Annotated in this window: 13 protein-coding genes; 5 read left to right on the top strand and 8 right to left on the bottom strand. The window is 70.7% G+C overall.

Translation table 11 applies throughout. The features are described 5' to 3' along the window. Position 1: 1 nt before the first annotated feature. Positions 2-1,000, top strand: a complete 999-nt coding sequence (locus ncot_RS08165; RefSeq protein ID WP_168617160.1) for an acyl-CoA dehydrogenase family protein — start codon at positions 2-4, stop codon at positions 998-1,000. Next, positions 985-2,079: an acyl-CoA dehydrogenase family protein gene (locus tag ncot_RS08160; RefSeq protein ID WP_168617159.1), complete on the top strand. Its 1,095-nt coding sequence runs from the start codon at positions 985-987 to the stop codon at positions 2,077-2,079. Before ncot_RS08165 ends, ncot_RS08160 begins: the two co-directional genes overlap by 16 nt. A 53-nt stretch (positions 2,080-2,132) precedes the next feature. On the opposite strand, the gene ncot_RS08155 is transcribed toward ncot_RS08160, so the two are convergent. Continuing rightward, positions 2,133-2,759 (bottom strand): TetR/AcrR family transcriptional regulator, encoded by a 627-nt coding sequence (locus tag ncot_RS08155; RefSeq protein ID WP_168617158.1) that lies wholly within the window; start codon positions 2,757-2,759, stop codon positions 2,133-2,135. A 116-nt stretch (positions 2,760-2,875) separates the two neighbouring features. On the opposite strand from ncot_RS08155, the gene ncot_RS08150 reads away from it, so the two are divergent. Next, positions 2,876-4,468 (top strand): AMP-binding protein, encoded by a 1,593-nt coding sequence (locus ncot_RS08150; RefSeq protein ID WP_168617157.1) that lies wholly within the window; start codon positions 2,876-2,878, stop codon positions 4,466-4,468. A gap of 24 nt (positions 4,469-4,492) precedes the next feature. Here the strand turns inward: ncot_RS08150 and ncot_RS08145 are convergent, their stop codons facing one another. Next, a complete protein-coding gene (locus ncot_RS08145; protein ID WP_277345795.1) occupies positions 4,493-5,443 on the bottom strand; it encodes a formylglycine-generating enzyme family protein in 951 nt (316 codons plus the stop codon). Between the two features lie 255 nt (positions 5,444-5,698). Between ncot_RS08145 and ncot_RS08140 the strand changes: the two genes are divergently transcribed. Further along, a complete protein-coding gene (locus ncot_RS08140; RefSeq protein WP_206065240.1) occupies positions 5,699-6,679 on the top strand; it encodes a zinc-binding dehydrogenase in 981 nt (326 codons plus the stop codon). Beyond that, a complete protein-coding gene (locus ncot_RS08135) occupies positions 6,676-7,866 on the top strand; it encodes an alpha-hydroxy acid oxidase (protein ID WP_168617155.1) in 1,191 nt (396 codons plus the stop codon). Before ncot_RS08140 ends, ncot_RS08135 begins: the two co-directional genes overlap by 4 nt. On the opposite strand, the gene ncot_RS08130 is transcribed toward ncot_RS08135, so the two are convergent. From ncot_RS08130 to ncot_RS08105, 6 genes are all read right to left on the bottom strand, one after another. Further along, positions 7,859-8,455: a TetR/AcrR family transcriptional regulator gene (locus ncot_RS08130; RefSeq protein ID WP_168617154.1), complete on the bottom strand. Its 597-nt coding sequence runs from the start codon at positions 8,453-8,455 to the stop codon at positions 7,859-7,861. The genes ncot_RS08135 and ncot_RS08130 overlap by 8 nt on opposite strands. A 132-nt stretch (positions 8,456-8,587) precedes the next feature. Then, positions 8,588-9,991 (bottom strand): MFS transporter, encoded by a 1,404-nt coding sequence (locus ncot_RS08125; RefSeq protein ID WP_168617153.1) that lies wholly within the window; start codon positions 9,989-9,991, stop codon positions 8,588-8,590. Beyond that, entirely contained in the window at positions 9,988-11,643 is a 1,656-nt protein-coding gene (locus ncot_RS08120; protein WP_168617152.1) for a thiamine pyrophosphate-binding protein, read from the bottom strand. The genes ncot_RS08125 and ncot_RS08120 overlap by 4 nt, the downstream gene beginning before the upstream one ends. Before the next feature lie 113 nt (positions 11,644-11,756). After that, positions 11,757-12,371, bottom strand: a complete 615-nt coding sequence (locus ncot_RS08115) for a transferase hexapeptide repeat family protein (protein ID WP_168617151.1) — start codon at positions 12,369-12,371, stop codon at positions 11,757-11,759. Continuing rightward, on the bottom strand, positions 12,368-12,790 hold the full coding sequence (locus tag ncot_RS08110) for a MaoC/PaaZ C-terminal domain-containing protein (protein WP_206065238.1): 423 nt from the start codon (positions 12,788-12,790) through the stop codon (positions 12,368-12,370). Before ncot_RS08110 ends, ncot_RS08115 begins: the two co-directional genes overlap by 4 nt. After that, positions 12,787-13,236, bottom strand: coding sequence for a MaoC family dehydratase N-terminal domain-containing protein (locus tag ncot_RS08105; RefSeq protein WP_168617150.1), 450 nt, complete (start codon positions 13,234-13,236; stop codon positions 12,787-12,789). Before ncot_RS08105 ends, ncot_RS08110 begins: the two co-directional genes overlap by 4 nt. Positions 13,237-13,272 lie beyond the last annotated feature (36 nt).

The following is a 13,272-nucleotide window of genomic DNA, read 5'->3' as shown; positions in this document are numbered from 1 at the left end:
CATGAGGTTCGCAATCTCCGCCGAGCAACGCTCCTTCGGCCAGGCCCTGACCGGCCTGCTCACTGCCGCCGACGTCCCCGCGGCCACCCGGGCCTGGGCAGCCGGCGACGACGCCCCCGGCCTGCGCCTGTGGGGCCAGCTCGCCGAGCTCGGCGTCACCGCCCTCGTCGTGCCCGAGGAGTCCGGCGGCATCGACGGCACCCCGCTCGACCTGGCGGTCGCCTTCGAGTGCCTCGGCCACCACGGGGTCCCCGGTCCGTGGATCGAGTCCGTGGCACTCGCCCCGTCCCTGCTGGCCGGCACCAAGCACCACGAGCTCCTGGCCGATCTCGCGGACGGGACGGCACGGGTCACGATCGCCGCTGCACCGCTGACGCCGTACGCCCTCGATGCCGGGTCGGCCACCCACGCCTTCGTCCTCGACGGTGACGCACTCTCAGCGGCACGGGCGACGAGCGAGCTGACCTCAGTGGACCGCTCACGTCGTCTCCACGTCGTCGAGGCCGACGGCCCGAGCGAGATCCTGGCCGACACTGCTGTCGCACGCGGCCTCGACCTGGCCGCCCTGGCCTGCTCGGCCAGCCTGGTCGGCGCCGGCGAGAGGCTGCTGCGCGACTCGGTCACCTACGTGGGCCAGCGGCGCCAGTTCGGCCGGGTGATCGGTGAGTACCAGGCACTCAAGCACGCGCTCGCCGACGTGCGCGTCGCCCTCGACTTCGCACGCCCACTCGTGCACGGCGCGGCTCGCGGGCTCGAGAGCGGCGGCGACGACGCAACGCGTGACGTGTCCGCCGCGAAGGTGGCCGCCACGGACGCGGCCACCCTCGCCGCCCGCACGGCCTTGCAGGTGCACGGCGCGATCGGCTACACCATGGAACACGACCTGAGCATCTGGATCCTGCGCGTTCGCGCGCTGGCGGGCGCGTGGGGCACCACGTCCCACCACCGCGGTCGGGTGCTCGACCACCTGATGAGGAGCGCAGCGTGCACTTCGGACTGAGCGAGGAGCAGCAGGAGTTGGCCGGTGCCGTGCGCACCCTCGTGGAGCGTCGCGCCGGGCAGGTCGACCTGCGCAGCGCCACCCAGGCTGAACGGGGCTACGACGAAGCCCTCTGGCAGACGCTGTGCGGCCAGATCGGCGTCGCCGCGCTGGCCGTTCCCGAGGAGTACGGCGGCGCCGGGTTCTCCAGCTTCGAGACGCACGTCGTGCTCGAGACGCTGGGCCACTCGCTGACCCCCACTCCCCTGCTCGGGTCGGGCGTCCTGGCGACCCGGGCCGTGCTGCTGGCCGGCACCCCCGACGACTGCGCACGATTGCTGCCTCCTCTGGCCGAGGGCACCCAGGTGGCCGCGCTGGCCTGGGCCGACACCTCGGGTCACTGGCGCCTCGACGGTTCGGACGTGCGCGCCACCAGGGATGGCAACAGCTGGCGCCTCGACGGCGTGGCGACGTTGGTGCACGACGCACGAGCAGCCGACCTGCTGCTCGTCGTGGCGAGCACGGACGAGGGCGCGCGACTCTTCCGGGCCGACCTGTCGTCGGGGGTCGAGCGTTCGGCCACCCCGGCGCTCGACCTGACCCTGCAGCTCGACAGGGTCACCTTCCGCAGCGCCCCGGCGGCACCGGTCGGCGATGTCCTGGGCGAGCAGCTGGCGACCCTGCACGCGGAAGCAGCCGTGGCCGTCACCGCGTTGCAGGTGGGTGGTGCCCAAGGTGCCCTCGACCGCACCGTCGCGCACCTGAAGGAGCGTGAGCAGTTCGGCCGGCCCCTGGGTTCGTTCCAGGCACTCAAGCACCGCGTGGCCGACCTGCTGGTCGCCGTCGAGACCTCCCGATCGATCTCGTGGTCAGCCGCCTGGGCCTCCGCGCAGGGAGACGTCGACGTCGTCCGCCGGGCCGCTCTCGCCAAGGCCTGGTGCTCCGAGTCGTTCTCGACGGTCGCCGCCGAGATGGTGCAGCTGCACGGTGGCATCGCCATCACCTGGGAGCACGACGCCCACCTCTACTTCAAGCGTGCGCACGCCACCGGTGAGCTCTTCGGCTCCGCGCGCGAACACCGCCGCCTGCTCACGGCATGACGGTGCCGCCCCGGGCGGGGCTGCCACTCGACGCAAGCCCCGTCATCCGGGGCTCAGTCGGCCAGCAGCCCGTCGTGCAGCATCGCGAGGTACTGCTCGGCGACCTTGTCGTGGCGCAGCTTGCCGCGTGGGTTGTACCACCGCACCGACGACCACACCCCGTCGCGGATGAACCGATAGATGATGCCGCTCTCGAGGTCGCTCCGGAAGTCGCCGGACTCGCGGCCCGTGACGAGGACCTGCAACCAGATGCGTTCGATCTTGCGACTGGTCCCGGCCACGACCTCGAACTCCGGCTGGGACATCAGGAGGTTCGACTCGTTCTGGTAGAGCGCGACGGCGTGAGGCCGCGAGTCGATCGCCACGAAGCTCGCCCGCACCAGTTCGTCGAGGGTCTCGCGTGCCGTGCCGGACTCGTCGACGATGGTGCGGAACGTGTCGTGCAGGCCACTCAGGAACTCCCCGAGGACTTCGTTGAGCATTGCCTCCTTGGAGTCGAAGTGGTGATAGAGACTCCCGGACAGGATGCCGGCGGCGTCGGCGATGTCGCGCACGGTCGTCTGGGAGAACCCGCGCCTGGCGAACAGCTCGGCCGCCAGGGCAAGCAGCTCGGTACGGCGCGCCGAGCCCCGGCCGTTGCCGACCGGGCGGCTGGCCTTCTCGTTGCTTCGTGTCGCCATCGACAGATCCCTTCTCATGGGGAGGCGGTGCGGGACCGGCCCCCGTGCCCGCGGCCCTCGAGGCCGCGTTACCTGGCTAGGATACCTAACAAGCACTTGTTCAGTAAGGAGTTGGCATGTCTCACCTGACCGTGCCCGCACTGATCGACGGCAGCGCCCAGCGTTTCGGCGACTCCCCGGCGGTCGTCGACGGCGAGCACACACTCAGCTACGCCGATCTGGCGACCGAGTCGCGGCGGGTGGCGCGCGCCTACCTGGCGGCCGGCGTACGGCCGGGCGAGCGAGTGGCGATCTGGGCACCCAACCGGATCGAATACGTCCTCGCCCTGCTGGGTGCCCAGGTGATGGGGGCCTCCGTGGTTCCGCTCAACACCCGCTACCGCGGCCGTGAGGCACGTGTGGTGCTCGAGCGCGCCCGGGCCAGCGCCCTGGTCCTGGTCAACGGGTTCCTCGGGGCCGACTACTACGCGATGCTGACCGAGTCGGGTGCGGACGACGCCCGCCCCGGTGACGGGCCCCTTGCGGGTCTCCCCCACCTGCACACGGTGGTCGACCTCGGCACGGCGGAGCACGAAGGCGTCGTCGGCTGGGACGAGTTCCTCGCCGGCGCCGAGTCCGTCAGCGCGGAGACCCTGGCCGAGGCGGAAGCCACGATCACGTCCGAGACCGTCGCCGACATCCTCTTCACCTCCGGCACCACCGGCCTGCCGAAGGGCGTCATGAGCGCCCACCGCCAGACCATCGGCGTGGCCGAGGTCTGGGCCTCCGGTGCCTCCCTGACGGACGCCGATCGCTACGCGATCGTCAATCCGTTCTTCCACAGCTTCGGCTACAAGGCCGGCATCATGGCGTGTCTCGTCGCAGGCACCACGATCTATCCGGTGCGCACCTTCGACCCTCCGGAGCTGATGGCCTTCATCGAGCACGAGCGGATCACCGTGCTGCCCGGGGCCCCCACGATCTTCCTCACCCTGATCAACCACCCGCGGCTGGGCGAGTTCGACCTCTCGTCGTTGCGGTTCTCCATCGCCGGCGCGGCCTCGGTGCCCGAGACCCTCTTCCAGGAGATGCTCGACGTGCTCGGCTTCGACCAGGTGGCCCAGGCGTACGGGTTGACCGAGTGCGTGGTCGCGACCCAGTCGCGTCGCGGCGAGGACCCGCTTCACGTCGCTGAGACCACCGGTCCTGCGTGCCCTGGCATTGAGGTGCGCACCGTCGACGCCGAGGGCAACGACGTGCCGGTCGGGGCGGACGGCGAGATCCTGCTGCGCGGCGACAACGTCATGCTCGGCTACTTCGAGGACGAGGCCGCAACGGCGGAGGCCATCGATCCGGACGGCTGGTTGCACACCGGCGACGTGGGCCGACTCGACGAGCACGGCTGCCTCAAGATCACCGACCGCATCAAGGACATGTTCACGGTCGGCGGCTTCAACGTCTATCCCGCCGAGATCGAGGGCGTCCTCACCAGCCACGCCGACGTCGTGGAGTGCGCGGTGATCGGCATCCCCGACGAGCGCATGGGTGCCGTCGGCCGGGCGTACGTCGTGCTCCGAACCGGTGCCGCGATCGACGAGGCGGAGCTGACGGCGTACTGCAGGACGCGCCTGGCCAACTTCAAGGTCCCCCGCGAGATCGTCGCGATCACGGAATTCCCGCGCAACGCCAGCGGCAAGGTCCTCAAGCGGGACCTGCGCGACTTGGCCTGACCCGCGCCCAGCGCGACCTGCGGGTCAGTCCGCGTCGTTGGCGCAGCGGAATCCCATGTTGCCGCTGGCGGAGTCGGGGGTGTTGCTGGAGCGCGCCGACACCCGGTAGCGGTTGCAGTAGGAGTCGTGGCACAGGTAGGAGCCACCCCGCATCACCCGGGCCGCGCCGGCCTCGGGGCCCTGCGGGTCGGCTGCGGGGCTGACCGCGTAGTAGCCGGGATCGAACCAGTCGGCACACCACTCCCAGACGTTGCCGGCCATCTGCCACAGTCCGTGACCGTTGGGCCGGTAGGTCTTGACCGGCGCAGTGGCGAGGTGGCCGTCGTCCTCCGTGTTGGCGCGGGGGAAGTCGCCCTGCCAGATGTTGCACTGCCAGCGTCCTCGCGGAGTGAGCTGGTCGCCCCACGCGAAACGGGCGCCCTCCTGGCCGCCTCGGGCGGCGTACTCCCACTCGGCCTCGGTGGGCAGGCGCTTGCCGGCCCAGGCGGCGTACGCGGACGCATCGTTCCACGTCACGTGCACCACGGGGTGGTTCTGCCGGTCCTGGATGCTCGAGCCGGGTCCACCCGGGTGCCGCCACGACGCACCCTTGACCGCCCACCACCACGGTGCCTCGGCCACCTCCTGGAGCACGTCGGAGCGCTCGCCACGGAAGGCCAGGTGGAAGACCGCGGAGACGCCGAGCTCTTCGGCCTCGGTGACATGGCCGGTGGCCTTGCAGAAGGCCGCGAAGGCGGCGTTGGTGACCGCGGTGGCATCCATCCAGAAGGACTTGAGGCGCACCCGGTGCACCGGGACCTCGCCGTCGGCGGCGTACCCCTCGTCGAACGGGTCGCCCATCGCGAAGTCGCCGGCGGGGATCCGCACCTGGCCGCGCGTGCTCCGCGGACGAGTCAGGTCGGACGACGGGGCCCGGCCGCCGGCCGGGGCGTCGGCGGGCCGGGACGGCGCACAGCAGGGCGAGGGTTCATTCACGGTGACGAGTCTGGCCCTGTCCCTCCCCTGTCCAGGACGCGGGTTCAACCAGTGGGACATCACGCCGGGCAGGACGTGGGGATCTCGCGGTACCGGTGAGCGGGAAGGTCTCCCGCGCTGGGGTGATCCGCGGAGAGACTGACCGGGCAGATCCTCCACGACAGGAGACCCGATGAGCGCGCAGATGAACCGTCCCGACGTCCGAGCAGCCGAACCGAACTGGCCGGTGACGCTCCCCGATCACCTGGGGCGCTGATGGCGACCATGTGGGCCCAGCAGCTGGTCCGTCCGAGGGAGTTCGTCGAGGTGGCGACGACACGGCCGGACGCCGACGACCTGGTCGATGGCGAAGTCCTCCTCCGGCTGCGCGCCGGAGCAATCTGCGGTAGCGACCTGCCCGTCTTCAACGGTCTGCTCACCCTCAAGCAACGCGACGAACCCGGTGTCGAGAACCCACCCGGCTCCCCCATGCACGAGGTGGTCGGCGAAGTCATCGCCACGCGCGACCCCCGTCACGCGGTCGGGGACCAGGTCGTCGGGTGGGGCTCACGCCTCAACGCCCTCTCGGAGCTCACGATCAGCCTCGGTGACGCCCTCAACTCGTTCGACCCGCGGCTGAGCCCCGAGAGGGCCGTGATGCTGCAGCCTCTGGCCTGTGTGCTCCACGCCGTCGAGCAGATCCCGGGCGTGGCGGGCGCACGGGCCGCCGTGCTCGGCCAGGGACCGATGGGGTTGCTGTTCAACCACGCGCTGCGTTCGGCGGGCGCCCGATCGGTGATCGGCGTGGACCGACTGGACCGTCGCGATCTCGGTGCCCGGATGGGCGCCGACGACGTCGCGCACCTCCACACGAGTCGGTGGGTCGGTCAGCTGTCCGACGCGGATCGGCCCGAGGTCGTGGTCGAGGCGATCGGGCACAACGTGTCCACGCTCGACCATGCACTGGAGGCGGCAGAACGCGGTGGTCGGATCTTCTACTTCGGCATCCCGGACGACGCCTACTATCCCGTCAACATGCAGCGACTGCTGCGCAAGAACCTCTCGCTGATGTCCGGTGTCACGCTGCAGCGACGCGTCATGCTCGAGAAGGCATCCCGCTACCTGGCTGCACACCCGGACCTCGTGGAAGCGTTCGTCACCCACACCTTCGACGTCGACCAGGCCCAGCAGGGCTTCGAGCTCGCCACCGCGCCGACCCCGCAGACCGCGAAGATCACCTTGAAGGTGGCGTCGTGAGTGGCGGACTGCGCTACGCGCTCTCCTCGCGCAGCGGTGGGCCCATCACGATCGAGGACTACCGCCAACGTGCCCGTCGCGCCCTCCCGGGCATGGTGTGGGCCTTCGTCGACGGCGGCGCCGAGTCGGGTCTCACACAGCGGGCCAACCAGAGCGCCTTCGACGCATGGAGCCTGCGCTCGCGCGTGCTGACGGGCCACACCGGAACGAGTCTCAGCACGAAGGTCGGCAACGTCGACCTCTCCCTGCCCGTGTTCCTCTCCCCCACCGGGATGACCGGCCTCGTGCACTGGCAGGGCGAACGCGCCGCCGCACGCGCCGCCGAGGCAGCGGGAACCCGTGCGGTGATCAGCACCGCCTCGAGCTGGACACTCGAGGAGGTGGCCGAGGCCACCTCGGAGAACCACTTCTTCCAGCTCTACCCGTGGACCAGCCAGAAGACCGGGCAGCCCCTCTCGAAGGCCTTCATCGACCGGGCTCGGCACGCCGACTGTGCCGCCCTCTTTGTCACCGTCGATGTCCCCGTCGCGGGCAACCGGTGGGCCGAACGCAAGCGTGGCATGGGAATTCCCCCCACTCTGACGCCGGCTCGTGCCCTCAGTGCCGCCGTCCGCCCACGCTGGGCCTACGGCTTCCTCCGGCACCAGCGCATCACCTCACGCATGCTGGTCGACGAGCGCGGCACGAAGGCTGCCGTCGCATCTGCCCGTGCCCAGCAGACCTTGCTCCGACCCGACCTGGCGTGGGAGGACTTCGCCCGCATCCGCGACCTGTGGGACGGGCCCGTCTATCTCAAGGGAGTCCTGGAGGCGGATGACGCCCAGCGGGCCGTCGAGCTCGGCGCCGACGGCGTGCTCGTCTCCAACCACGGCGGCCGCCAGCTCGACGGCGCCCCCGCGGCTCTCGACGCCCTGCCTGCCGTGGTGGAGCGGGTCGGCGGCCGGGTTCCGGTCTACCTCGACGGCGGCGTACGTCGTGGCACGGACGTCGTGAAGGCCCTCGCGCTCGGAGCCACCGCGGTCGGCATCGGCCGGCCCTACGTCTACGGCCTCGCCGCCCGCGGGCAGGAAGGGGTCGAGCACGTGCTGGAGATCTTCCGCGAGGAGATCGTGCGGACCCTCACCCTGATGGGCGTGGCCGACGTGGCGAACCTCGACCACACGCACGTGCAGCGGGCCCTCAGCTGAGTCGGGATCCCGCCACGGTGAAGCCGTCGAGGAAGATTCGGGCGGTGTCCTCGGCGAGGTCCTCGATGCTGTAGACCTCGCTGGGGTGGTACCACCGCGAGGCCAGGAACACCGCGTCGCGCAGGAAGCGGTGGAAGACGCGCGGGTTGACGTCAGCCCGGAACACGCCACTCCGGACCCCCGTGTCGATCACTTCGGCCCACGCCACTTGCACGGCGGCGGCCAGGTCGCGCACCGAGTTGAACCGGTCGCTGCCCTCGAAGTACTTGCGGTTGGCCTGGTAGATCTCACTGGCGTGCTCGTGCTCCTGCACCACCTGGAGCGAGGCCAGCACCAGCTCGTGGAGCTGCGCCCTCGGGTCGGAGTGCGGCAGGACCGCCGCGGTGTAGCGCTTCGTCAGCGCTTCCAGGTACTCGACGACGATCGCCTCGACCATCGCGTCCTTCGAGTCGAAGTGGTGGTAGAGGCTGCCGGACAGGATGCCGACCCCGTCGGCGATGTCACGGACCGTGCTGGCGTTGATGCCCTTCTCCGCGAACAGCGTGGCGGCCGATTCCAGGATCCTGGATCTGCGATCAGTGGGCGGCACGTGTGTGACCTTCTCTGGGGGTTGATTCCGGCTGCGACGTAGCGTACCGAGCGATGGGCAAATCCTTGGGAACCGACGACGTGGCGGGCGCGTGACGCCGGGTTGCGGCGCTCAGGGCCAGCTCGGGGCTGCTCACGCGGCCTCCGCGAGCTCGAGCGCAATCACCGATCGCGCAAGCACCAGCCCCAGCACGGCAGCCACGCCGGACACCGCAGACGACGCCAACGCTGCAACCGTGAAGCCAGTGGGCGTCAGGGCGCCGTCCGGGTCCGCGTGGAACTCCAGGATCGCGAGCACCAGGGCGCTGCCGGCCGAGAACCCGAGGTAGCGAAGGATCATGTTGAACGCCATGGCGCTGCCTGTCTCGGCCGCCGGCGTGAACCGCACGATCAACCTCGGCATCGCAGCGAACGCGCAGCCGCTGCCGAGGCCACCGATCACCATCGCCAGGACGCATCCCCACAGGCTCCCCCGCCAGCCGGCCAGGACCAGGGTGGCCACGAGGAACAGCGAGCAGCCGATGGGCAGCAACATGTCGGGGGCTACGAGTCGGTCGAGCCCCCGGGTGGTCCTGTTGCCGAGCACACTGGCGAGGGAGAACGGCACGAGCATCAGTCCGGCAACGGTGACCGAGTGGCCGAGACCGTAGCCCGTGGCAGCCGGGGCCTGCACCAGCAGCACCACCATGGTGATGAGCATGTACATTCCGCAGCCAGCCAGCAGCGCGGTGACGTTGGCCCCGAGCACGCCGTGCCTGGTCGCCAGGCGGAGGTCCACGAGAGGATCCGTGCGCGAGAGGGTCCAGCGGATCCAGGCGACCCAGGAGACCAGTGAGGCGAGCCCGACACCGAGCGCAACGGCGCCGGTCCAGTTGTGGGCCTGGCTGACGCTCAGCAGCAGACCTCCGGCACCACCGCCCAGGAGCACCGCCCCCACGAGATCGGTGGGCCGACGCTCGGTGGTGGGGTTGCCGGGGATCACGAGCACGGCCGCGATGAGGGTCAGTCCGGCGAGCCCGGCGCCTGCCCAGTACGCCGCCGAGACCCCGTGGTGCTCGACGATGAAGGAGGCCAGCGGATACCCCATGCCCGCTCCGGCCACGGTCGTGACCGACAACGTGGAGATGGCCGCGGGCCTCCTGTCCTCGGCCATGACCTCGCGGGCAACCGCGATGGCCAACGGGGTGAGGCTCAGCCCGACGCCTTGCAGCACGCGGCCCACCACCACAGCCCCGAAGCCGAGTGGTAGAGCGGCAAGCACCGCACCGAGGCACACGGCCGCAAGCCCGCACAGGATGACGGGCCGCCGGTAGCGCCCCCCTCCGAGTCGCCCGATCAGGGGCGAGATCACGGCTGCGGTGAGGAAGGTGACCGTCAGGACCCACTGTGCGCTCGACAACGAGACGCCCTCCTCCTGCGCGATACGCGGCACCAGAGGCGCGCCGAGACTGGCCACCACCGCGGTCGAGGAGGCAAGCAGCACGAGGGTCGGCAACAGCGCTCGTTGGCGCAGGGCCGGCGCCGTCGCGAGCGTCATGTCCCCCACGTCCGCCGAAGCGGGGCCAGCGCACCCATGTCGACGTGGAGCAGCGTCGGGCCGTCGTGGGCGAGGGCGGCCACGAACTCCGACTCGAACTCGTCAGGGCCTGCCACGCGGGCGGTGCGCGCCCCGAAGGCCGTGGCGACCGCGAAGAAGTCAGGGGTGGACAGGTCGAACCCACCGTTCGAGCCACCGCCGTTCAGGGCGTCGATGTCGCGCAGCATGCCGTAGCCGCCGTCGTCGAAGAGGCACACCACGATCCGGGCGTTCGACTGCACAGCGCTGGCCAGCTCCGCGATCCCGAGCATGAACCCGCCGTCGCCCTGGAGGAGCACGGTGTGGGAGGACGACGCAGTCGCCGCGCCGAGCGCCATCGCCATGCCCGGCCCTATGCCCGCGGCGGCGGAGCGGATCGACGTACGCGGCTCGACGATCGGCACCAGCCGATCCCCCCAGACGTACGCCGGCACGGTCGCGTCGCAGACGAGCACGCCGTCGGCGGGTCGGTGTCGCGCGATCGTTGCGCTGATGCGCAGGTGGTCCGGGCCAGCCTGCTGGGCGACCAGGTCGCGAGCGACACCCGCCGTCTCCTGGCCGGCCTTGAGGTGGCCACTGCGACTGGTGGCGACCTCCGGCGGGGGCTCGCTGAGCAGGTCCGTGAGGCCGGCCAGCCCGAGCCGCGCGTCCGCACACAGGCTGACGGCGGCGGGATAGCTCCGGCCGATGACTGTCGGATCGGTGTCGAGGTGGACGAGTGCCTCGGGAATGGGCAGCTGCCACTGCGCGGTCGGGTACATCTGGAACCGGGTGCCGACCGCGAGCATCACGTCACACGTGGCGAGGAAGTCGCGCATCGACCGCAACGTGGCGTAGGAGCCGATGCTCAGGCCGTCGAGCTCGTTGATCGCGCCACGCCCCTCCCGACTGGTCAGCACGGGTGCGTGCCAGCGCCGGGCGAGTTCGAGCAGCTCATCGGCCGCGCCAGAGCGGATCACACCACCGCCGGCCCAGATCACCGGACGCTCGGCGGAGGCGAGGAGCCGGGCCGCGTCATCGAGCCGGCCGGCATCGGGCGCACCACGTCGCAGCGGGACGCGTGCGCTCGCCACCAGGGCGGCAGCGTCGGGCGGAGGGACGATCGCGGTCTGGAGGTCGAGCGGCACCTCCAGCGCGACCGGGCGGGGTCGCCCGGTGCACGCCACCCGACGCAGTCGCAGCACCGTCTCGGCGAGATCGTCGGCGGACGTCGCGGTGACCACCTCGCGGCAGACCGTGGAGAGCATCGCCGCCTGGCTCTCCGCCTCGTGGACGTAACCACGTCCCCTGCCGAGGTGGGAGCTCTCGACCTGACTGGTGATCAGGAGGACGGGCGAGGACGCGAAGTGCGCTTCGTAGAGACCGCCCATGGTGTTGGCCGTGCCGGGCCCTCCACTGACCACGCCCACGGCGAGGGCGCCCGTCGTGCGGGCGTGGGCGTCGGCTGCATGGGCGACGCCCTGCTCGTGGCGGCAGCCGATCACCCGGATGCCGCCCCGGCGTTCGATGGCGTCGAGGATCGGCAGGTTGTGCGCACTCGGCACGCTGAAGACCGTGTCCACACCCACGGCTTCGAGTGCGGCCGCGATCGCGTCACTTCCGTTGCAGGTCATCGGTCCACCGGGTCTCTCGGGAGGTGTTCGTGCTTCCGTCCTGCCCACCCTGTCGCGACCCCGGAACGGAGCGGAGGCTGATCCCGGACAGCAGGACGCCAGCGCCTGGCTGACTAGGCGCCCTCGGCCCGGAGCTCGTGCAGCGGGGTGGACGTGTCCCGGCCCGTGCTGACCCGTTTGCGGTCAGGCTCCTCCTCGCGAAGTGGAGTGACCTCGTGGAGAGTGGCAAGGCTGCGCGCGGCCAGCTCGCGGTAGACGTGGGAACCGTTCGCCTTCCACGCCAGGGTCACCTCGTCGAGGCGACGGATGAGCTTGGCCGGGCTCCCTGCGATCAGCGACTCCTCCGCGTAGTCACCGCCGGCGCGGACGAAGCTGTGCGCCGCGACGAGCGACCGGGCGCCGATGCGGGTGCCGTCCATGACCACCGAGTTCATCCCGACCAGAACCCCCGGCTCGAGGTGGCAGCCGTGCAGCACGGCGCCGTGGCCGATGTGACTGCCCTCGTCCAGGATCGTGTCCTGGCCGGGGAAGACGTGGACGGTGCAGCTGTCCTGCACGTTGGAGCCGGTGCGCACCTCGATCCGGCCGTAGTCGCCCCGCAGGCTGGCGAACGGGCCGATGTAGCACTCCGGCCCGATGACGACATCGCCGATCAGGCAGGCCTGCGGGTGCACGAACGCGGTCTCGTGCACGACGGGGCTGACCCCGTCGATGGACCAGGCCGTCATGACGAGACCGGTACGACGAACGTGGCCCACGCGGTGATCGCAACACCACCGGTCTGCCTGGTGCAGGTCAGCTCGAGGTCGACCCGGCGCTCGTCACCCTCGACATACTCCTTGGTGACGGCGCCGGTGCAGGTGAGCACGTCGCCCGGCCAGACCTGCTCCTTGAATCGCACCCGGTAGGAGCGCACGTTCTCCGCGCCGAGCCATCCGGTGGCCCACGAGGCAAGCAGGCCGGCCTGGAACATGCCGACCGCGAAGGGAGTCGGGAAACCAGCGGCCGTGGCGAACTCCTCGTCGTGGTGGATCGGGTTCATGTCACCGGAGGCGCCCTGGTAGCGCACGAAGTCGGTGCGGGTCACCGGGCCGAAGACCAGTGGTTCCGGTGCCACCAGCGTGGAGCTCTCGATCGACGTACTCACTTGTCCTCCTCGGGTGCGCGACCGGTCTCGACCCCGGTCATCTTGGCCTCGGCGACCAGCGCGCCGGACTCGTCACGGAACTCGGTCACCATCTCGACGAACGTCATCGGCCCGCCACGCCGGCCCTGCTTCTCGAACATGTTCGTGATCGTGGACTGCGCGGTGAGCCGGGTGCCTGCGCTCGGCGGCGGCCCGAAGAAGGTGTACTCCTGCTCGGCGTGCAGACCGCGCTGCTGGTTCAGCTCGACGAGCTGCCAGGCGTTCGCGTCTCCGTCCTGCCAGAAGAACTGCGTGGTCAGGAAGGTCGGCGGCGACACCGGCTTGTCGCCCTCGAGATAGGCCGGGTCGGATGATCCGGTGGCCCGGGCGAACTCGCGGATCTTGCCGCGCTCGACATCGAGGGTGAACGGGGAGCCGGAGCGCCCCACTGCATCTGGGTTGGCCATGGTTTCTCCTGGAAGGTTTCGATCGCCGGGCGTCGC

The sequence above is a fragment of the Nocardioides sp. JQ2195 genome, assembly GCF_012272695.1.
Classification (GTDB): Bacteria; Actinomycetota; Actinomycetes; order Propionibacteriales; family Nocardioidaceae; genus Nocardioides.
Note: the sequence above shows the minus strand (reverse complement) of the source record. Positions and strands in the feature narration are given on the sequence as shown.